The following is a 19,112-nucleotide window of genomic DNA, read 5'->3' as shown; positions in this document are numbered from 1 at the left end:
CGTCATACCCCGGTGCAACGCCAGCGGCCCCGGATCCCCGTCACCGGACACCGACACGACAGCCGGCGGTGGCGTCACCAACTCCGCCCCAGCGGAACGACGGAACTTCACCCCTGCTGCGCGCTGGGCGTCAACCACGCGACCGCCTCCTCTGTCTCGTCTTCATTGGGCGGCACCCACGTGCGTTCGGCCACTCGAACCCATCTACTACGTCATGTAGGTAAAGGCTCTCTGAGTGACTTCCACAGGAGGAGAGACGAAACAGAACTGACTGCCCCCGGCGGCCGCCTGCGCTCCCGCTCAGTGTATGGAGGAGGCGGGAGACTTCTCACCCACCTCTCACCCTACAAACTGTAGGGTGATGCACCGGTACGGCCGTTCGGGTGGCTGTCCGAGGCAGTCGTCAGCCTTCGAGTCGGTAGCCGTGTCCGCGCAGAGTGGTGATCTGCGGAAGTCGGCACGGCCGCGCCGCCCTGTCGGCGGCCTCGGCGAGGCAACGGCGCAGGCCTGCCATGGTGACGTCGAGGGTCTTGGTCGGGCCGAACCAGTTCTCGTCCCAGACCTGGGCCATGAGGGTCTCCCGGGCCATTGCCTCGCCGGCATGCCGGGCGAGGAGGGCGAGGAGCTCGAACTCCTTGGGCCGCAGGGGGACTTCCTCCTCGTGGAGTGTGCAGCGGCGGGCGGCCGGATCGATGACGAGGTCACCCAGCCGTATCGGTTGCGGCGCCGGTGAGATGACGGTGCGGCGGCGCAGGTGGGCCCGTAGGCGTGCGAGCAGCACGCTGAGGCTGAAGGGTTTGTCGAGGTAGTCGTCGGCGCCGGCGTCCAGGCCCGCGATCACGTCGATGTCGTCGGTGCGTGCGGTGAGGATCATGATCAGCAGCTCGGGGAAGCGGGCGCGCAGGGTGCGGGCGACGTCGAGACCGTCGAGGTCGGGCAGGCCGAGGTCCAGGAGCAGGGCGTCGAAGCGACCGTGCTCCGCCTCAGCCAGGGCCGAGGCTCCGGTGCGGCGCCAGGTGGGCGCGTAGCCGTTGCTGCGCAGGCCGGTCTCCAGGTGGTGGCCGATGGTGTCGTCGTCCTCGACGACGAGGACGCGCAGACGGTTCGGGTCGGGTGCGGCGGGCGTGCCCATGGGCGACAGCCTAGGAGGGGGCGCGGCGACCGGCACCGACGCCCCCCTGCCGGGCGGGTTCACAAATCGCGCAGCTCCTCCACCGCGGGGCGTCGGGTACCGCGGATGCCGTTCAGTGCCGCCGCGAGTACGGCGATCACGGCGGCGGCCGCGGTGAGCGTCAGGTAGCCGCCGGGCACCGACAGGCTCGCGGGCGGTGGGTCGAAGACGCCGGTCAGGACCTTCACCAGCATCTCGGACAGCGCCCAGCCGATGAGGGCACCCCCGGCCAGACCGCCCACGGCCAGCAGGAGGGCCTCGGTGAGGACCATGCCGCGCAGGTGGTGCGGCTTGGCGCCGAGGACGGTGGCGATGGCGAAGGTGCGGCGACGCTCGGCCAGTCCGAGGGCGAGGACGAGTCCGCCGGCTCCGGCGGCCAGCAGGACCGCGAAGGCGAGTTCGATGCGGGTGAGTCCGGCCAGGTCGACCGAGGTCAGGCTCGTGCCGACGATGCCGCGCGTCTGGGTCAGGTCGGTGACGGTGGCGGAGGTGCCGAGTTGCCGGCGGAGCCGGGCGGCGATCTGCTTCTGGTGGGTGCCGCCGGTGTCGAGGAGGAAGGCGCCGACGGCGTCGCTGCCGGTCGCCTTGGCGATGTAGGAGGCATTGGCGACGAAGAAGCTGTCCTTCGGCGCGGTGGGGAACTCCTTGACGATGCCGGCGTAGTGGAAGGGCACCGTCCGCAGGGCCTTGGTGCGGGCGTCCTGGACACGCAGGTTGACAGTGTCACCGGGCGAGAGCTGGAAGTCCTTGACCGTCTCGGCACTGACCAGCAGGTTGTCCGGGCGCTGGGCCAGTGTGTGCAGAAGCTGCTGTGCGGTGCCGCCGGAGAAGTAGGCGTCCTGCAGCGAGGTGGCCTGTGTGATGGTGTCCGGGCGGACGCCGTAGAGGTCCTGGAGGTCGGAGCCGACGTAGGCGTAGCGGTGCTGGAGTGGTTCGACGTGCCGTACCCCGGAGATCTTCAGCGCGGCTCCGGAACCTGGAGCGACGCGGGCACCGGGGGGTTGGGTGACGGTGACGTCGGCGCCGTTGGTGAGCCGCGCGTCGACCTCGGCCTGCCGCTGGTAGGTGGCGTTGAAGACGGCCGTGGAGATCGCGAAGGACACGGTGAGAGCGATCAGGACCACCGAGCGGGCCAGCGGGCGCCGCCGCCGGGACAGCACGGCGGCGGTCGTGCCGGCGAGCGTCGCGGTCAGCGGGCGGGCCAACCGGGCCAGGGCGGGGCGGCCGTGGGTGAGGGCGAGGAGGGTGAGCCGCCACAGGAGCAGGGCGGCGCCGATCCACAGCAGGGCGGGTCCGAGGAAGGCCCAGTACGACACGGAGATGGAAGGGACGCCTTCCGGGGCCAGGACGAGGGCGTACTGGTTGCCCGAGGAGGCACGGAAGACCAGCCAGGAGCCGATCAGCAGCGCGAAGTCCAGTCCGTACCGCATCCACCAGGGGCTGCGGGTGCGGCGTGCCCCGCTCTCCTTGCGGGTGTCGGCCACGGTCACCGTGCGCAGGTCGCGTACCGCGGGCACCAGGACGGACCCGGCGGCAACCGCCGCACCGAGGACGAAGGCGATGCCGTACCAGGCGGCCCAGGTGCCCGCGCTCGCACCGAAGGAGGCACCGCCGAAGGCGAGGCGGCCGGTCAACGCGGCGACGCCCAGCCCGGCCACGCCGCCGGCGAGACCGATCAGGGCGGCTTCGAGTCCCGCCAGCGTGGTGATCTGACCGGGACGCAGTCCGCGCAGCCTGAGCAGGCTCTGTTCCTGACGGCGCCGCTCGCCGCCGGCCGAGGCGACCGCGGCGGTCAGCGCGGCGGCCAGGACCGCACCGGGCACGCCCAGGAACAGGAAGAGGATCTGCGCGTACAGGGCGTCCTGGCGGGCCGAGTCGAGCGCCGCCCCGACGTTGTTGCCCACGAGTGCGGTACCGGCGGAGCGCGCCTCCAGGTTGTGGGCGGCACTGGTGACGGCGGTGAAGGCGGCGGCCGGGTCCGCGGGCAGTGAGGAGTCGTCGCGCGCGGTGTGGATCTGGGTCGTGACGCCGGTGGCTCCCTGGGTGAGGGCGGCGAATCGGCCGGCGGGAAGGAGGACGACGTTGTCGGGGGGCGCGGTCGGCTGCGACTGGCTGGGGGCGCCGACGGTCTGGAAGAGGGAGTCGGCCTGGGGCAGGTCGACCACGCCGTCCACCGTCACCCGGCGATCTCCGACGCCCGGCAGCCGGACGGTGACGGTGTCACCCGGGCCGGCGTGCAGATTGGAGGCGGTCTGCTGGGCCAGCAGGACCCCGGTCGAGGAGCCGGACAGCGTGCGGATCTCGTCGGGAAAGCTGCTGCGGTAGCCGTCGGGCAGGCCCAGCGCGACCCCGGGGCCGGTGGTCTGGGTGCTGCCCTGGACCCGTGCGGTGAAGCCGGTGGTACGGGCGTAGCCGACCGGCAGCGCGGCATGCGTGCCGGGCGTCTTGCGGACCAGGTTCAAGACGGTGTCCGGATCGGCGCCGGGCTGGACCTGGACCTGCCAGTCGACGGCGACCGAGCGCAGGGCGCGCTGGGTCATGGTCGCCTTGGACGCCGTCAGGAAGGAGCCCAGCGCGGCGACCAGAGCGACCGCGAGCGCGATGCCGGTCAGGGCGGCCACGAGCCGACCGGTGCGGTGACGGGCCAGGCCGCCCGCCCACGAGGCGATCATGACACCTCCTCAGGTGCGAGCAGTCGGCCCTCGCGCATGGTGCGCCGGGCGGTGAGACGTGCGGCGACAGCCGGATCGTGGGTGGTGACGACGAGGGCGGCACCCGTGTGGTCGGCGGCGGTCAGCAGCGCGTCAAGAACGCGGCCTCCGGTGCGGTGGTCCAGGCGGCCGGTGGGCTCGTCGGCGAGGATCAGCTGCGGGCTCTGTGCCAGCACTCGGGCGGCGGCCACGCGTTGTGCCTGGCCGCCGGAGATCTCCTCAGGCAGCCGGTCGGCCAGGTCGGCCGCGTCGACCAGAGCGAGCGACGCGAGAGCGGTCGCGCGGGCCTCGGCCTCCGGCCGGCCGTCGAGGACCAGAGGGAGAGCCGCGTTCTCCACCACGTTCAGGGCGGGGATGAGGCTGTCGCTCTGGAACACCAGACCGATGCCGTACGGCCCCAGGGAGGGGTTCCGGGTCACCGTGCCGCTGGTGGGCTGTTCGAGCCCTGCCAGCAGGTGGAGCAGCGAACTCTTGCCCGATCCGGAGGGGCCGACGACCGCGAGCCGGTCACCGGTCCCGATCTCCAGGTCCGCGCCGTGCACGGCCACGACGGCCTGCGCGCCCCGCCCAAAGGTGAGCGCCGCGTCGCGGCAGCTCACGAGCACCTCATCGCGTGACATCGTGTCCCTCCCGTAGGACGGGGCGGCCCTGCGGCTCCGAGGCGGCCCTGGCCCTGCCGTCCTCCAGTTCGATCACGCGGTCGGCGCCCCGCACGACCTCCGCGCTGTGCGTGACGATCAGTACCGCGCAGCCCTGCGCGGCCCGTTCCCGCAGCATCCCGAGGACCAACTGCTCGGTCTCGCCGTCCAGTTCACCGGTCGGCTCGTCGGCCAGCAGCACGGCCGGGGAGTTGGCCAGGGCGACGGCGAGACCGGCGCGCGCCAGTTCCCCGCCCGACAGTTGACGCGGCAGGGCGTGTGCGCGGTCGGCGAGGCCGACCTGGGCGAGCAGTTCCCTCGCCGAGACGGCGGACCTGCCCCTTGCGGCGCGCTGCGGGAGACGGACGTTGTCGCGCACGCTCAGGTGGGGCACCAGGTTGCGGGACTGCAGCAGTACGCCGATGTGCTCGGCGCGCAGCCGGGACCGCTCGGTCTCCGGCCGATGGCTGATCCGTACGCCGTGGACGCGCACCTCGCCACCGGAGGGCTCGTCGAGGCCGGCCAGGCACGCCAGCAGGGTCGACTTGCCCGCACCGGAGGGGCCGACGACCGCGATCGTCTCGCCTCGGGCCACCTCCAGGGTGACTCCACGCAGCGCGAGCGTCTCCTCGTCGCCGGCCCGGTGGAAGCGGTACAGCTCCCGGGCTGTCAGGACGGCCTCGGCCGTGTCGTGGGAGGCGGCGGACATCGCGCTCACCGCCAGGTGAAGGAGTCGGTGACGATGCGCCACGGGTCGACGTTGTCGGCGTTGACCGGGCCGGACAGGGTCAGGTCCACCTCGTGGCCGGACCGGTGGAAGGCGTACCGTTCGAACGTGTCCCGCACGACCTTGCCGGTGACCGGGTCCTTCGCCGAGTCGCCCTGATAGGTGAGCCGCACGACACGGCCCGCGCGCCGGCTCACCTCCGACACCTTGGGCGCGGCGAACTTCGGTACCTGGGACTGCAGTCGGGGGACGACGGTGTTGGTGACCGAGCCGGTCGTGGGCGCTGCGGCCGCGGCCGACACCGTGATCGTGATGGTGTTGAGCTTGTCCGTGAACGCCGTGGTGGAGCCCTGGTCCGTACGGGCCCAGCCCTCGGGTACCTTCACCGTGAAGCCGGTGAAGGTACCGCCGGTCGGCCGGTAGGTGACGTAGGCCTGGTTGTCGGGGATGTCGCCGGGTGGGTTGGACTCGGTCGGTGCCGCGCCGCTCTGGGCGCTTGCGGCGCCCGCCGTGTCCGGTGGCGCCGACGACGCCGTACCGGAGCTGGACGCGGAACCGGAGCCCCACCCGGAACAGCCGGCGGCCACCGCCGCGACGAGCGCCAGTCCGACGGCTGCGGACCTCCGCGCGTGTGCTGCCATCACCACTGCCCTCCAAGGCGTGTCCCCGACCGGACGGTCACGGCACCACGCTAGGAACCGGCCGGTTAACGCCCCCCTCGCCGAGGGTTAGACGACGGCAAAAGGCGTCCCCGCCACACCTGGGACGCGACACCGATGGACGAGGCCCTTTTGCGGGCGCGGTCCGCTCCGCTCACTGTCGGAGAGTGAGCACCTCCTCGTACAAGAGTCCGCGCTCGATCCGCGGACAGGACGTCGCGGTCTCCTCCGGCCGTCCCTGGCTGCTCACGCGGCCACCGGGGGTCGTCCCCGCGCTGGCGCTCTTCGCGGCCATCCGACTCGCCGGTGTCGCCGCGCTGGCAGCGCTGGCCGCGCTCACCGGCCGGCCCCCGCTGAAGAGTCTCGCCCACTCCTGGGATTCGGTCTGGTACCTGCACATCGCCGAGCACGGCTACGGCACCCGCATCCACATCACCCAGACCGGCGCGCTCCAGACGGACTGGGCCTTCTTCCCGCTGTATCCGCTGCTGATCAGGGCACTCAGCCACACCCTGCACATCACTCCGGGATCAGCGGCGCTGCTGGTCGCCTGGGCCACGGCGGTGCTGGCCGCGTACGGCGTCTACGCGATCGGCCACGGCCTGCACGGGCGCGCGGTGGCCACGGTCCTGGTCGCCCTCTGGGCCGCACTGCCCCACTCGGTGGTCCTGTCCCTGGCCTACACCGAGCCGCTGTTCAGCGCGCTCGCCGTCTGGTCCCTGTTCGCCGTGCTCAAGGGCCGCTGGGTGGTGGCCGGTGCCCTGGCCGCGCTGGCGGGCCTGACCCGCCCGAGCGGCATCGCGGCGGCCGTGGCCGTGCTGGCAGCGGCCGGGTACGAAGCGGTACGTCAGCGCGGCCGCGTCCCTCACGGACTCTGGGTGGGTGTTCTCCTCGCCCCGCTCGGCCTGGCCGGTTACGTGCTGTGGGTCGGCCGGCGCACCGGTGACCTGTTGCACGGCTACTTCCGGATCCAGAGCGCCTGGAACTCCCGCATGGACTTCGGAGAGGGGACGCTGCGGTTCCTCAAGGTGCTGCTCCTGCAGGGCGGCGGGGTCGTCCAACCGCTCGCCCTGGTGATCGTCGCGACGAGCGTCGTGCTGTTTCTCCTGCTGTGCCTGGACAAGGCCCCGGTGCCCCTGGTGGTCTTCGCCGGTACCCTTCTGGCGATGGTGCTGCTGGTCTCCGGCCCGTTCTCCTCCAAGCCGCGCTTCCTGCTCCCCGCGTTCCCCCTGCTGATTCCGCTGGCCTGCGGCCTGGCCCGGACCTGGCGCTCGCGACCGGAACGGGCCGCGGTGCTGGGGGGCACTTTGGCCGTTGTCTCCTTGGCCTACGGCGCGTTTCTCGTCCTCATCCCCCACCAGCCCCTGTGAGGCGACCGTCCTCGATCAAGTCTGAGCGGGCTCCTGTCCCGGTCAGAGTCGGGCAGAGCGCATCATGAGGACATGAGACAACGCGTGGTGCGAGTCGCCCTCACCGCCGCGTTGGTCGCCGTCGTCCTCCTCGCCGTGCCGCTGGCCATCGCCATCAGGTCGTCCCTGTACGCGGGACAGCACGACGCCCTGGAACGCGCAGCACTCGCCGCGGCGGTACGGGTGAGCCCGGACTACACGGTCGGCGACCCGGTCGAACTGCCCCAGCCACCCGCCGGGGGACACATCGGCCTGTACGACCCGCAGCAGCGGCTGCGGACCGGTACCGGCCCCGGGAACGGGGACACTCCGGTGCACCGCGCCCTCTCGGGGCAGGTGGTCCAAGGGCGCTCGGGCGGCGACCTCGTCACCGCCGTACCGGTGTCGCACGCCGAGCGGGTGATCGGTGTGGTGCGGGCGTCCTCACCCGCCGACGCGGTGCGTCACCAGGTACTGGCCGCCTGGGCGGCGCTACTGGGGGTGACCGTCGTCGCGGTGACCGTCGCGGTGCTCGTCGCCCGCCGTCAGGCCAGGGTGCTCGCCGCCCCGCTGGAGGACCTCTCCCGTCACTGCCGGGCCGTCACCGACGGCGACCTGAAGGCAAGGGCGGCCCCCAGCAGCATCGCCGAGATCGACCAGGTGGCCCGCACCCACAACGCCATGCTGCGGAGCCTGTCCGAACTGCTCCGTCATGAACGCGACTTCGCCACCAACGCCTCCCACCAACTGCGCACCCCGCTGACCGGACTGCGCCTCGCTCTGGAGGCGGGCCTGGAACAGGACGACCCCGCGCGGCTGCGGGCGGTGGTGGCCGAGGCCCTGACGTCCACCGAACGCCTGCACCGCACGGTCGAGGAGGTCCTGAGGCTGTCCCGCGCCCAGGACTCACCCCGCCTCGCCATCGGACAGGTCCCGGTGACACGGCTCCTGCGGGAGACCGAGGAACGCTGGCACGGCCTGTTCGCCGCCGAGGGAAGACGCCTGGAGTACGGCACCCGGGAGGTGCCGCCCGACGTCCGGGTGCCCGGCGGCCCCGTGTCGGAGATTCTCGGCGTGTTGCTGGACAACGCCCGGACGCACGGGCGCGGGACGACCAGAGTCGTGGTCCGTGACCTCGACGACGCTCTGGCCTTCGACGTGCACGACGAGGGCGCCGTGGAGGACGAGCCGCCGCGCATCTTCGACCGGGGGCGGTCCGGCGCCGGCCACGGGACGGGCATCGGACTGGCCCTCGCCCGGGACCTGGCCGTCTCCATCGGCGGACGGCTCTCCCTGACCAACCGCGCCCCGGCCACCTTCACCCTGCTCCTGCCGGTCAGCCGTGACGGCCATGGAGCCACCGGGCCGACGGAGGAGTGAGGGCACGAGCTGTCAGGGCTGGCGCTCGCGCACCCGTGCGTAGGCCATCAGCCCGAACAGGATCGCGAGCAGAACGGCCGACGAGCCCGCCGTGCCCAGGTCCAGGCCGCCCTTGGCCACCGGCTTGGTGAGGAAGTCACCGGCGGTCGCGCCCAGCGGCCGGGTGAGCACGAAGGCGATCCAGAACAGCAGCACGTTCGGCACCACGGGTACCTTCATCAGCGCCACGAGCACGCCGAGCACCGCCGTGACCAGCAACGCGCCACCCGCGTACCCCAGACCCGAGCTGTCGGACAGGAAGTCTCCCATCGACGTGCCCAGGGTGTTGGAGACGAGGATCGCCGACCAGAACAGCGCCTCGCCACGGAAGGTGACGATGTCGCGGATCTGGAAGGTCATCCCGCTCGCCTTCCAGACGGCGAAGATGACGAGCAGGACCGAGATCAGGATCGCCGCGCCGGTCGGATAGCCCAGGCCGAGCCCCTGGGGGCCCCAGCCCAGCGAGGTCGCCCCGTTGGAGAGGTACTTGGAGCTGGCGTCGCGGTTCATGAAGTCCGACACGGTGGTGCCGGCCATGCTGGTCGAAAGGATCACCGTCCAGTAGAAGAACGGGTTGTAGTGGCTGGACGCGAGTTGGACGACCAGCGTCACCACGAACACCAGGAACAGCGCGATCGTGGTGAGGAAGTAACCCAGTCTCAGGGTCTGCGAGAAGAGGTCGCCCGCCGTCTCGCCCAGGGTCGTCGCGGCGATCTTCATGATCCAGAAGGCCAGCGTGACCTCGGGCAGCTTCTTCATCACCGACTTGGTCGTACTCGACGTGCTCGCCACATCGAGGTCGGTGAGGACCTCCGGTTGCTCCAAGTCCTTTGCTCCTGTCCGGTCGAACGGCAGGGCGCCCGCCCCGGAACGGGACGAGCGCCCTGTGAGACGACCGCCGTACGCGGCGGTGATCTCCGACCATGACAGGTCCGACCTGAACGTATCCTGAATGACCGTCAGGAACTGGTGTTCTACCCGCCGGTCCGCGAACCCTGGAGCCGGGCCTCAGGCGAGACCGAACCAGCCGAGAACCGTCTGGACCAGCAGGATCGTCGACATGGCGGCGACTCCGATCACCACGATGGTGGCGGCGGCGCGGTAGCGGGGACCGTTGGCGGCCTGGCCGAGGACGGAGCGGCGGTTGGTCAGCACGAGCAGGTACACCAGCACGATGGGGCTGATCAGGCCCTGCAGGACCTGTGTGCCGATCAGGAGCTGGATGACGTCGACCGGGGTCATGGCGACCGTGGCACCCAGCACGATCTGGGCGGTGAACAGGCCGAGGAACAGCGGGGCGTCGCGGAAGCTGCGGGACACGGAGCGTTCCACACCGGCGGCCTCCCCGACGGCGTAACTCGCCGAGAGCGGCACCACGGCTCCGGCCAGGGCGGAGGCGCCGATCAGGCCCACGGCGAAGAGGAGTTCGGCGTTCTGTCCGGCCACCGGCTTCAGGGCTTCGGCGGCCTGGGCGGCGGAGTCGAGCGGGCCGGTGCCGCCGATGGCCGATGCGGTGGCGATGATGATCGTCAGGCTGATGACGCAGGCGAAGACGGCACCGAGGATCGCGTCGGCGCGGATGAGGGGGTAGTCGGCCGGCTTGGCGCCCCGGTCGACGACACCGGCGGCGGCGTAGAACTGCATGTAGGGGCTGACCGTGGTGCCGATCAGCGCGACCGCGAGCAGGATGAAGTCCTTGTTCGGCTCGACGTGCGGTACCACCAGGTGGTGGCCCACCGCGCCCCAGTCGGGGTGGCCGAGGATCATCGCGATCGGGTAGGCGAAGAACGCCAGCGACATGATGAGGAAGATGCGTTCGGCCCAGTGGTAGGAGCCGAACAGCACCAGCGCCCAGAGCAGGACGGCGGCGGGCGGGATGACCGCCCACTTCGGCACGCCGAGGAGTTCGAAGGCGGCGCCGATGCCGGCGAACTCCGAGACGACCAGGCCCGTGTTGGCCAGCAACAGGCAGAAGACGGCCAGGGCGGTCAGGCGGAGGCTGAACTGCTCGCGGATCAGGGCGCCGAGGCCCTTTCCGGTGTGGGCGCCGAGGCGGACGGCCATCTCCTGCACCATCACCAGGGCGATGGTGACCAGCACCATGAAGAAGAGCGTGCCGTACGTGTACTGGGAGCCCGCCGAGGCGTACGTGGCGATACCGGCGGCGTCGTTGCCGGCGTTCGCGGCGACCAGGCCGGGCCCGGCGATCGCCGCGACCAGGGTGATGCGCCGCCAGCCGGTACGGCGTACGGGGGCCTCCGGTGCCGCGGGAGCGGCGTCGAGCTCGCGGGTCACTGCAGGAACCTCCGGAAGTGCAGGCGCCCGCGTTCGGGCAGCATGGCGTCGAGCAGGTCGTCGGCCAGGATCCGGCCGAGCGGGCGGTCGCCGTCGTCGAGCACCAGCAGCGAGGAGGCACGGGCGGTGACCAGTTGGTCGGCGGCCTCACTCAGCGGGGTGTCGGGACGGACGGTGACGGGCGGGCCGAACTGCGCCCGCCAGATCACCAGATCGGCCACCGGCGCGGAGTCCTCGGCGACCGCCAGGTCGAACAGGGGGATGTCGCACGCCACCCTGCCCTCGTCGTCCACGACGGCGACGGCGTCGATCTCCGTCCGGTGCTCGGCCTGCTCGGCCAGCCGTCCCCGGACGTCGGCGACGCTCTCGTCCCGTCGGGCGGTGACCAGCAGCGTGGTCATGGCACCGCCCGCCGTGCCCTCCCGGTGGGTCAGCAGCCGGCGCAGCTCCGCCGCCTCGCCCGCCGGCATCCGGGTCAGCAGCGCCTCGCGTTCCTCGCCGGTCAGATCCCGCAGGGCGTCGGCGGCCTCGTCCGGCTCCATCTCGTCCACCAGCCGGGCCGCGTGTTCCGGCTGGGCCTCGCGCAGCAGGTTCTCCAGCTCCGCCGGCTCCATCTCCTCCAGGGCGTCGGCGGCCTGCTCCGGCTCCAACCAGCCCAGCAGCTGCTGGCGTTCGGCGCGACCGAGGTCCTCGAGGATGTCGGCGAGGTCCGCGGGGCGCAGCCGGTGCAGGGCGGTTCGGGAGGCCCGCAGCCGTACCTCGGGCGGCCCCTCGGTGGCCTGTTCGGCGAAGGGCGCCACCGCCTGCCAGTCCAGCACCCGCTCCGGTGTCGGCCGCGTCTGCCAGCGGCGGGGGCCGAGCCGGCGCAACAGGGTGGGCAGCGAGACGTCCACTCCGACCAGCACGACCTGGTCGAGGAGGGGCGTCAGGTACAGGTCTGCGGCGCGGGTCACCTGGACCCCGTCCACGTCGACCAGCTGGTGGTCGAGTACGTCCTTGGCGAGCAGCACCTCGCCCGGGCGGCGGGCGAAGTCGCGCAGGTCGACCCGCGCGGTGCGCAGGCGCACGTGCCCGGCCTGCAGCTTGCCGACAGCGTGCGCGGGCAGGAAGGTCCGGCGTCGGCCGATGCGCAGGATCAGCCCCGTGACGGGCGGGTACGGCTCGGGCCCGTACAGCCGGGCGACGACGTCGGCGACGCGCCCGACCTCCTCACCGGACTGGTTGGTGACCGGTCCCCCGACGAGCCCGGCGACCGACACCAGTGAGTTGCGGACCGCCTTGGACGCGGTGGCACGGCGTTCCAGGTTGACCCTGCGGTCGCGCAGGCGTGCTGAGGTGGACATGAGCAGAGTATGGGCAGCCAAGGTAAACACCCCTTTGCCTCGTCATGGCGAGGCAACTCGGCGGCCGTGGGCAGCCCGCTTGCTTCCCTGATCGGGCGGCGCAGGGCACGCCGACGCGCTGCCGGATAAGGGCGCGTCGGATGACGGACGCAGAGCTCAGGGAAGGACGGGCTGTCGCGGGCCGCGGAAGGACGGCGCGGACAACGCGGAGGTGGGCCGACTATGGCCCGGACTACTGTCCATGTCGCCTCCTCCCGATCCCATCCACGCGACAGGCGTGGCCGCCGTACGGCAAAAGGGCAGCCGAGAGCGTGCGGTTCCCCGTGAGGTGTGTGCCCGTGATGGCGCCGCACGGAACGGGGTCTCTGATCAAACCTCACACAGGGTACCCCGCGCCGATCCCCCTTCCTCCCCCATGACCGGTCCTTGACCGGGGCAAGGGCCGGTGTTGGCCCGGGCAGTCAGCTCTGGAGCGCCTGTACGGGGTCCGGCGTACGGTCGCGCTCGCCCGGGTCGAAGGTGAAGTCCGCCTCCGTCAGGGATGCGTCGGCGGGCCGGTCGGGTCGGGGAAGCGCGGTGGGCGGGTCGGCGCCCATGCGTTCGCAGGTGAGGGCGGAGACCAGGACCGCGTCGTCGACGGCGGCAGCAAGCACAGCGGATTCGACGGCGGCGAGATGCCGCGGGGTGTGCAGCCCGCGGCGGAGCAGGGCGCCGAGCAGACCGGCGGTGAAGGCGTCGCCCGCGCCGACGGTGTCGACCACGGCGACCTTGCGGCCGGGACGGCTGAAGGGCTTCGCGTCGGCGGGGAAGACGTGGGCGCCGTCCGGGCCGTCGGTGATCACGACGAGGAGCGCGCCCAGGTCCAGCCATCGGGCGGCGATCCGCTCGATCGGCGTGCCCGGGTAGAGCCACTCGACGTCCTCGCGGCTGGCCTTGACGACGTGGGCCACTGCGACGCTGCGCTCGACGGCCCTTCTGCCGCGTTCCGCCTCGCCCAGCAGGGCGGGGCGGATGTTGGGATCGTAGCTGATCAGCGCTGCGTTGTCGGCGCGCAGCCGTTCGGCGGCGGTGTGGATGTGCTCGCCGCCCGGAAGGGTCCAGGAGGCGACGGAGCCGAAGTGCAGCACGGCCGTGTCGGTGGGGATGCGGGCGGTCTCGGCCTCGGTCCACTGCCAGTCCGCGGTGCCGTCCAGGTAGAAGTCGTAACTGGCCCGGCCCTGCGGGTCCATGGAGACCACGGCCAGGGTGGTCGGTTCGGTGGCCCGCGGGGAGCGGGTCAGGTCGACGCTCTCGGCGGTCGCGTGGGCGCGCAGCATGCGGCCGAAGGCGTTGTCGGCGAGGCGTGCCATGAGGGAGGTGCGGTGGCCGAGGCGGGCGAGACCGATGGCGACGTTGAAGGGGCTGCCGCCGGGGTGGGCTCGGTAGTCGCCGGGTGCCTGGAGCTGGACCATGTCGATGAGGGCTTCGCCGATCACGGTCACGGTGGGCGGCCGGCCCGTGGTGGGTGGCGTTTCAGTCATGGCGTCCTCCGGCTCTGATCTCGCCGGAGCCCCGCTCGATCAGCCGGGTCGGCACGGTGACGGTGGTGGTGGGTGACTCGTCGCCGTCGAGCCTGCGGAAGAGCATCTCGGCGGCCGTTCTGCCCAGTTCCTCGATGTCCTGGGCGATGACGGAGATCCCCGGGCTCAGGATGTCCGCCAGCGGGAAGTCGTCGAAGCCCAGGTGGGCGACCCGGTCCTGCAGGCCGAGGGCGCGCAGTGCGCGGACGGCGCCGATGGTCACGAAGTTCTGGCTGGTGAACAGCGCCGTGGGCGGGTTCGGCAGGGCGAGGAGTTCCTCGGTCGCGGCGATGGCGGCGCCCTCACTGGAGCCGACATGGCGGACGATCTCGTCGTCGTACTCGAGGTGGGCGAGTTCCAGGGCGTGCCGGTAGCCGTCGAAGCGCTGGGCGGCGGTGGAGATGGTGACCCGGTCGCCGAGGTAGGCGATCCGGCGGTGGCCGGCCTTCCGCAGGTGGTCGACCGCGGTGATGGCGCCCTGCCGGTTGTCGGAGACGACGGCGTCCGCGTCGAGCAGGCTGGGTTCGCGGTCGACGAAGACCATGCAGGTGCCCGAGCGCTGTTCGCTGATCAGGTAGCTGTGGTCGCGGCCGGCCGGGACGATCACCAGGCCGTCGACCCGCCGGTCGATCAGGGCCTGGGCCAGCTCCCGCTCGCGTGCCTGGTCCTCGTCGAGGCTGCCGACGAGGACCAGGCTTCCGCGCTTGCGGGCCACGTTCTCGACGGTGCGGGTCAGGGCGGCCGAGAACGGGTTGGCGGCGTCCTCGACGAGCATCCCGACCGTGGCCGTACGGCCGTCGCCGCGGCGCAGGCTGCTGGCGGTGAGGTTGGGCCGGTAGCCCAGCTTGTCGGCCGCTTCGCGCACCCGGGCGGCGATGGCCGGATCGACGGTCGGGACCCCGTTGACCACGCGCGAGACCGTCTTGATGGCCACGCCGGCCAGCGCGGCGACCTCACGCATGGTGGGGCGGCTGCGGGGGGACCGGGGCGGCGGCTCGCCCTGAGTCATCGTTGTCTCCAACCGGTTGCGCGTTACCTACTCGTTGCGGACGCATGTCTACCAGTGCCTTGACGTACTCGTCCATACGGGCCCAGTATCCCGGTCAGTCAACGTTGTCTCAGCGTCGGCCAAGGGACGGCTCCGAAAGGGATCAGGTTATGAACTTCTCCATCACGCAGGCGTCGGGCCGCCGCAGTCGGCGCACCAGGGCGGCGGCGATCGGCATCACCGTGTGCCTCGGCGCCACCCTCGCGGCCTGCGGTTCCTCCAACTCGAGCTCCTCCGCCTCCGGCTCGGGCGGCGGCGGGAAGGTGGGCGTCTCGCTGATCCTGAAGACGCTCAGCAACCCGTACTTCGTGAGCATGGAGAAGGACGCCAAGACCCAGGCCGGCAAGGACAACGTGAGCCTCACGGTGGCGGCCGGCAACACCGACGGCGACACCCAGACGCAGATCACCGCCATCGACAACGCCATCTCGCGCGGCGACAAGGGCATCCTGATCACCACCAACGGCGACGCCGTGAACGCCGCGCTCAAGCGCGCCAAGCAGGCCGGCCTGTTCGTGATCGCCCTGGACACCGCCCCCAACCCGCCGAGCGTCGCGGACATCACCTACGCCACCGACAACGAGCAGGCCGGCAAGCTCGACGGCCAGTACGCTGCGGCGGCCCTGAACGGCAAGCCCGCGGTCATCGCCATGCTCGACCTGTTCAACAACCAGGTCGTCTCCGTCGACATCGACCGCGACCACGGCTTCCTGGAGGGCATGGGCATCGACCCGGGCAGCAAGACCGAGAACGCCAAGGAAGCCAAGTCCGGCAAGTACACCGGCGGCAAGGGCGGCACGTACAAGATCGCCTGCCACCAGCCCACGCAGGGCGCCATCGACGGCGGACGCACCGCGATGGAGAACTGCCTGTCGTCCAACCCGGACATCAACGTCGTCTACGCGATCAACGAGCCCGCGGGCGAGGGTGCGTACAACGCCCTCAAGGCGGCGGGCAAGGAGAAGAACGTCGCGATCTACGCGATCGACGGCAGCTGCTCCGGCCTGAAGAACGTCACGAGCGGCGAGTTCGCGGCCGACGCCGTGCAGTACCCCGGCAAGATGGCCGCCCTCGGCGTCAGCTCCATCGCGAAGCTGGCCCGCGGCGGCAGCAAGCCCAGCGTGACCAACGGCAAGTCGTTCTACGACACCGGCACCGCCCTGGTCGCCGCGAAGTCCGTCGGCGGTCTGACGGTCCAGTCCCCGTCGCAGGCCGCGTCCGCCTGCTGGGGCAGCTGACCCCGTCCGAGCCGGTGCGCCGCCGGACCCGACCCCGGCGGCGCACCCGCCCACCCAAGCCCATGCGCCCGCACGAAGGCCCGCACGAGGAAAATCCGGAAGGACCCCCTGTGACCACCCACGTGGACAGTCAAGCCACACCGGCACCGGCGGAGGAGTTCCTCAACCGGCCCGCCACACCGGCCCAGCGCATCCACTCCGTGCTGCACCGTCAGCCGGCCCTCAGCCCGGCGATCGTCCTGGTACTCGCCGCGATCGTGTTCTCCCTGGTCAACGACCGCTTCTACGCGCTGCAGAACCTCTCGCTCGTCGCCCAGCAGGTCGCCGTCATCGGCTCGCTGGCCGTCGGACAGACCGTCATCATCCTCACCGCCGGCATCGACCTGTCCATCGGCGCGGTCATGGTGCTCGCCTCGCTGCTGATGTCGAAGCTCGTCGCGGACAACCACCTGCCGGGCGTCCTGGCCCTGTTCGCCGGAGCGGCCGTCGCCGTCGCCGCGCAGGCCGTCAACGGAATGCTGGTCACGAGGATCAAGCTGCCGCCGTTCATCGTCACCCTCGGCACCCTCAGCGTCTTCACCGCCATCACGCTCATCTACGCCAAGGGCCAGACCGTCTCCCTGCAGCCGGGCAACATCCTCATGTGGAGCGGCGAGACGATCTCCATCGGCCAGCTGAACCTCACCTACGGCGTCCTGCTCATGATCGCCCTGTACGTGGTGATCGGCTACGCGCTGCGCTACACCGCCTGGGGCCGGCACCTGTACGCCGTGGGCGACGACCTCGAGGCCGCGCGCCTGGCCGGCATCTCCGTCAACCGGGTGCTGCTCAGCGCCTACCTGGTCGGCGGTGTCGCGATCGCCGTGGGTGCCTGGATCCTCGTCGGCCGGGTCGGCGGCGGCGACCCCAACAGCGGTCTCAACGCCAACCTGCAGTCCATCACCGCCGTCGTCATCGGCGGGACCAGCCTGTTCGGCGGTCGCGGCGTGGTCATCGGCTCGCTGATCGGCGCGCTCATCGTCCAGGTCTTCGTCAACGGCCTCGCGCTGGCGGGCATCGACCCCAACTACCAAGTCCTCGCAGTCGGCATCCTGGTGATCGCGGCTGTCTCCGTCGACCAGTGGATCCGGAGTGTGAAGTCGTGACGACCCCCACCGCCCCCGTGCTCGAGGCCAAGGGCCTGGTCAAGGTCTTCGGCAGGGTCGTCGGCCTCAACGACGTCGACCTCACCCTCTACCCCGGCGAGGTCCTCGCCGTCATCGGCGACAACGGCGCCGGCAAGTCCACCCTGATCAAGTGCCTGTCGGGGGCCCTCGTCCCGGACCAGGGCAGCATCCTCGTCGACGGCGAGGAGGTCAGCTTCAAGCGGCCCCAGGACGCCCGTGAGGCCGGCATCGAAACGGTCTACCAGACCCTGGCCGTCGCCCCGGCGCTGGACATCGCCAGCAACCTGTTCCTGGCGCGTGAGATCCGCCGCAAGGGCGTGCTCGGCTCGGTGTTCCGCATGCTCGACACCGGCGAGATGAAGAAGCAGGCGTCCGACCACATCAAGCGGCTGGGCATCAGCACCCTGCAGAACATCAACCAGGCCGTGGAGACCCTCTCCGGAGGTCAGCGCCAGTCGGTCGCCGTCGCCCGCGCGGGCGCCTTCGGCGGCCGGGTCGTCATCCTCGACGAACCCACCGCCGCCCTCGGCGTCCGTGAGACGGGACAGGTCCTCAAGCTGGTCCGCGACCTGCGCGACCAGGGTCTCGGCGTCATCCTCATCAGCCACAACATGCCCAACGTCTTCGACGTCGCCGACCGCATCCACATCCAGCGTCTCGGCGGCTGCGCGGGGGTCATCACTCCGCAGTCGCACTCCATGGAGGACGCGGTGGCCATCATGACGGGCGCGAAGAAGCTCGTCCCGGAAGCCGGCTGACCGGGCTTCGAGGAAGGAACACGACATCGTGACGAAGACCCTGTACGCCGAGTTCACCGCCCGCGAGGGGGCGGAGGGTGAGATCGCCCTCCTGCTGCGGGACTATGCCAAGAAGGTGCGCGAGGAGGAAGGGAACCTCGCCTTCGACAGCTACACCAAGGCGGACGACCCGCGCGCCTTCTGGATCTTCGAGGTGTACCGGGACGAGGACGCCTTCCGCACCCACCTGAAGGCTCCCTACGGCGTCCCGTTCAACGCCGCCCTCGCCCCCCTGATCGAGGAGGACGCCTCGGTGCTGACGTTCCTCGAACCGCTGGAGTGACTCGTCGCCGGCCTGACGGCCGGCTGCGTCACCGGCTGACCGTCACGGTGACGTCGTAGCGTCCTTGGCCCGGCGGGCAGCGCATCGCCTCGCCGCACGAGTCGCGTCGCGCGGTGATGTGCGCGGTGCCGGGCCGCAGGGCGGTGAACTGCTCGGACGAGATCCCGCACCCGCGGCCGGGCGGGCAGGTGGCCGCGGGAGTGGTTCCGCCTCCGGTGGAGGTGAGCACCCCCGGGTCCGAGGCTGCGGGAGGCGACCAGTAGGTGCTGTGCAGGCGCACCACGACATGCGTGCCGGTGCTCACCCGGACCGTGGTTCCCCGTGCCCGTTCGTCGAGGACGACCGGGTGTGCGGACGCCGTGGATGACGTGGTCGATGTGGCGGAACCGGGCTGCGAGGACGTGGAGTTCGCGGTCCCTGACGAACAGGCGCCCAGGGCGGCTGCCGCCGCCACGGCGACGAGGCCGGCGCGCAGTGTGCGGCCGGCGGGGCGCATGCGCCCGGACGAGAGATACACGGGCCCTCCGGGGAGTCCGTCAGGTGTGGCTGCGGGGACGGGAGTGGGGGGGGGGCGGGGGGCCGCCCCCCCCCCCCCCCCCGCGGGGGCCGAGAGCGCCACGTCGACGTTGTTGGGGTGGGTCCCGTGCCCCGCGGAGGTGTGGGGCGTGTT

At 71.5% G+C, this 19,112-nt stretch carries 17 protein-coding genes; 6 read left to right on the top strand and 11 right to left on the bottom strand.

Going from position 1 to position 19,112, the window contains the following annotated elements:
* Nucleotides 1-403 precede the first annotated feature (403 nt).
* From ACIRVK_RS42440 to ACIRVK_RS42420, 5 genes are read right to left on the bottom strand one after another with little or no spacing between them, the layout of a single operon-like run.
* Nucleotides 404-1,132 (bottom strand): response regulator transcription factor, encoded by a 729-nt coding sequence (locus ACIRVK_RS42440; protein ID WP_404257016.1) that lies wholly within the window; start codon nucleotides 1,130-1,132, stop codon nucleotides 404-406.
* Nucleotides 1,133-1,191: 59 nt separating this feature from the next.
* A complete protein-coding gene (locus ACIRVK_RS42435) occupies nucleotides 1,192-3,843 on the bottom strand; it encodes an FtsX-like permease family protein (RefSeq protein ID WP_404257014.1) in 2,652 nt (883 codons plus the stop codon).
* Nucleotides 3,840-4,502 carry an ABC transporter ATP-binding protein gene (locus ACIRVK_RS42430; protein WP_404257012.1) on the bottom strand — a complete coding sequence of 221 codons (663 nt, stop codon included), beginning with the start codon at nucleotides 4,500-4,502 and terminating at the stop codon, nucleotides 3,840-3,842. Before ACIRVK_RS42430 ends, ACIRVK_RS42435 begins: the two co-directional genes overlap by 4 nt.
* Nucleotides 4,489-5,229, bottom strand: a complete 741-nt coding sequence (locus ACIRVK_RS42425) for an ABC transporter ATP-binding protein (RefSeq protein WP_404257011.1) — start codon at nucleotides 5,227-5,229, stop codon at nucleotides 4,489-4,491. The genes ACIRVK_RS42430 and ACIRVK_RS42425 overlap by 14 nt, the downstream gene beginning before the upstream one ends.
* A 5-nt stretch (nucleotides 5,230-5,234) precedes the next feature.
* The gene (locus ACIRVK_RS42420; RefSeq protein ID WP_404257009.1) at nucleotides 5,235-5,888 is read right to left on the bottom strand and encodes a hypothetical protein; all 654 of its coding nucleotides are present in this window, start codon (nucleotides 5,886-5,888) and stop codon (nucleotides 5,235-5,237) included.
* A gap of 185 nt (nucleotides 5,889-6,073) precedes the next feature.
* On the opposite strand from ACIRVK_RS42420, the gene ACIRVK_RS42415 reads away from it, so the two are divergent.
* Both ACIRVK_RS42415 and ACIRVK_RS42410 read left to right on the top strand, forming a co-directional pair.
* Nucleotides 6,074-7,276 (top strand): mannosyltransferase family protein, encoded by a 1,203-nt coding sequence (locus ACIRVK_RS42415; protein WP_404257007.1) that lies wholly within the window; start codon nucleotides 6,074-6,076, stop codon nucleotides 7,274-7,276.
* A gap of 72 nt (nucleotides 7,277-7,348) precedes the next feature.
* The gene (locus tag ACIRVK_RS42410) at nucleotides 7,349-8,674 is read left to right on the top strand and encodes a histidine kinase dimerization/phospho-acceptor domain-containing protein (protein ID WP_404257005.1); all 1,326 of its coding nucleotides are present in this window, start codon (nucleotides 7,349-7,351) and stop codon (nucleotides 8,672-8,674) included.
* Nucleotides 8,675-8,686: 12 nt separating this feature from the next.
* On the opposite strand, the gene ACIRVK_RS42405 is transcribed toward ACIRVK_RS42410, so the two are convergent.
* The 5 genes from ACIRVK_RS42405 to ACIRVK_RS42385 all read right to left on the bottom strand — a co-directional run bounded on the left by ACIRVK_RS42405 (nucleotide 8,687) and on the right by ACIRVK_RS42385 (nucleotide 14,919).
* A complete protein-coding gene (locus ACIRVK_RS42405; RefSeq protein ID WP_404257003.1) occupies nucleotides 8,687-9,538 on the bottom strand; it encodes a hypothetical protein in 852 nt (283 codons plus the stop codon).
* A 183-nt stretch (nucleotides 9,539-9,721) separates the two neighbouring features.
* On the bottom strand, nucleotides 9,722-11,008 hold the full coding sequence (locus tag ACIRVK_RS42400) for an NRAMP family divalent metal transporter (RefSeq protein WP_404257001.1): 1,287 nt from the start codon (nucleotides 11,006-11,008) through the stop codon (nucleotides 9,722-9,724).
* Nucleotides 11,005-12,351, bottom strand: a complete 1,347-nt coding sequence (locus tag ACIRVK_RS42395; RefSeq protein ID WP_404256999.1) for a magnesium transporter MgtE N-terminal domain-containing protein — start codon at nucleotides 12,349-12,351, stop codon at nucleotides 11,005-11,007. The genes ACIRVK_RS42400 and ACIRVK_RS42395 overlap by 4 nt, the downstream gene beginning before the upstream one ends.
* 461 nt (nucleotides 12,352-12,812) lie before the next feature.
* The gene (locus ACIRVK_RS42390; RefSeq protein ID WP_404256997.1) at nucleotides 12,813-13,871 is read right to left on the bottom strand and encodes a carbohydrate kinase; all 1,059 of its coding nucleotides are present in this window, start codon (nucleotides 13,869-13,871) and stop codon (nucleotides 12,813-12,815) included.
* Nucleotides 13,864-14,919, bottom strand: a complete 1,056-nt coding sequence (locus ACIRVK_RS42385; RefSeq protein ID WP_404256995.1) for a LacI family DNA-binding transcriptional regulator — start codon at nucleotides 14,917-14,919, stop codon at nucleotides 13,864-13,866. The genes ACIRVK_RS42390 and ACIRVK_RS42385 overlap by 8 nt, the downstream gene beginning before the upstream one ends.
* 149 nt (nucleotides 14,920-15,068) lie before the next feature.
* On the opposite strand from ACIRVK_RS42385, the gene ACIRVK_RS42380 reads away from it, so the two are divergent.
* From ACIRVK_RS42380 to ACIRVK_RS42365, 4 genes are all read left to right on the top strand, one after another.
* Nucleotides 15,069-16,196 (top strand): substrate-binding domain-containing protein, encoded by a 1,128-nt coding sequence (locus tag ACIRVK_RS42380; protein ID WP_404256993.1) that lies wholly within the window; start codon nucleotides 15,069-15,071, stop codon nucleotides 16,194-16,196.
* 110 nt (nucleotides 16,197-16,306) lie between these two features.
* Nucleotides 16,307-17,341: an ABC transporter permease gene (locus ACIRVK_RS42375; protein ID WP_404256991.1), complete on the top strand. Its 1,035-nt coding sequence runs from the start codon at nucleotides 16,307-16,309 to the stop codon at nucleotides 17,339-17,341.
* A complete protein-coding gene (locus tag ACIRVK_RS42370; RefSeq protein ID WP_404256989.1) occupies nucleotides 17,338-18,120 on the top strand; it encodes an ATP-binding cassette domain-containing protein in 783 nt (260 codons plus the stop codon). Before ACIRVK_RS42375 ends, ACIRVK_RS42370 begins: the two co-directional genes overlap by 4 nt.
* A 28-nt stretch (nucleotides 18,121-18,148) precedes the next feature.
* Nucleotides 18,149-18,442 carry a putative quinol monooxygenase gene (locus ACIRVK_RS42365; protein ID WP_404256987.1) on the top strand — a complete coding sequence of 98 codons (294 nt, stop codon included), beginning with the start codon at nucleotides 18,149-18,151 and terminating at the stop codon, nucleotides 18,440-18,442.
* Between the two features lie 28 nt (nucleotides 18,443-18,470).
* Here ACIRVK_RS42365 and ACIRVK_RS42360 read toward each other — a convergent pair whose 3' ends face one another.
* A complete protein-coding gene (locus ACIRVK_RS42360; protein ID WP_404256985.1) occupies nucleotides 18,471-18,959 on the bottom strand; it encodes a hypothetical protein in 489 nt (162 codons plus the stop codon).
* Nucleotides 18,960-19,112 lie beyond the last annotated feature (153 nt).

Origin of the sequence: Streptomyces sp. NPDC101152, assembly GCF_044768275.1 — a bacterium.
GTDB lineage: Bacteria > Actinomycetota > Actinomycetes > Streptomycetales > Streptomycetaceae > Streptomyces.
Note: the sequence above shows the minus strand (reverse complement) of the source record. Positions and strands in the feature narration are given on the sequence as shown.

Bases quoted from the DNA above. Each gene is read 5' to 3' on its own strand.
- ACIRVK_RS42440 (WP_404257016.1), bottom strand. From the start codon at position 1,132: ATGGGCACGCCCGCCGCACCCGACCCGAACCGTCTGCGCGTCCTCGTC.
- ACIRVK_RS42435 (WP_404257014.1), bottom strand. From the start codon at position 3,843: ATGATCGCCTCGTGGGCGGGCGGCCTGGCCCGTCACCGCACCGGTCGG.
- ACIRVK_RS42430 (WP_404257012.1), bottom strand. From the start codon at position 4,502: ATGTCACGCGATGAGGTGCTCGTGAGCTGCCGCGACGCGGCGCTCACC.
- ACIRVK_RS42425 (WP_404257011.1), bottom strand. From the start codon at position 5,229: ATGTCCGCCGCCTCCCACGACACGGCCGAGGCCGTCCTGACAGCCCGG.
- ACIRVK_RS42420 (WP_404257009.1), bottom strand. From the start codon at position 5,888: ATGGCAGCACACGCGCGGAGGTCCGCAGCCGTCGGACTGGCGCTCGTC.
- ACIRVK_RS42410 (WP_404257005.1), top strand. From the start codon at position 7,349: ATGAGACAACGCGTGGTGCGAGTCGCCCTCACCGCCGCGTTGGTCGCC.
- ACIRVK_RS42395 (WP_404256999.1), bottom strand. From the start codon at position 12,351: ATGTCCACCTCAGCACGCCTGCGCGACCGCAGGGTCAACCTGGAACGC.
- ACIRVK_RS42390 (WP_404256997.1), bottom strand. From the start codon at position 13,871: ATGACTGAAACGCCACCCACCACGGGCCGGCCGCCCACCGTGACCGTG.
- ACIRVK_RS42385 (WP_404256995.1), bottom strand. From the start codon at position 14,919: ATGACTCAGGGCGAGCCGCCGCCCCGGTCCCCCCGCAGCCGCCCCACC.
- ACIRVK_RS42380 (WP_404256993.1), top strand. From the start codon at position 15,069: ATGAACTTCTCCATCACGCAGGCGTCGGGCCGCCGCAGTCGGCGCACC.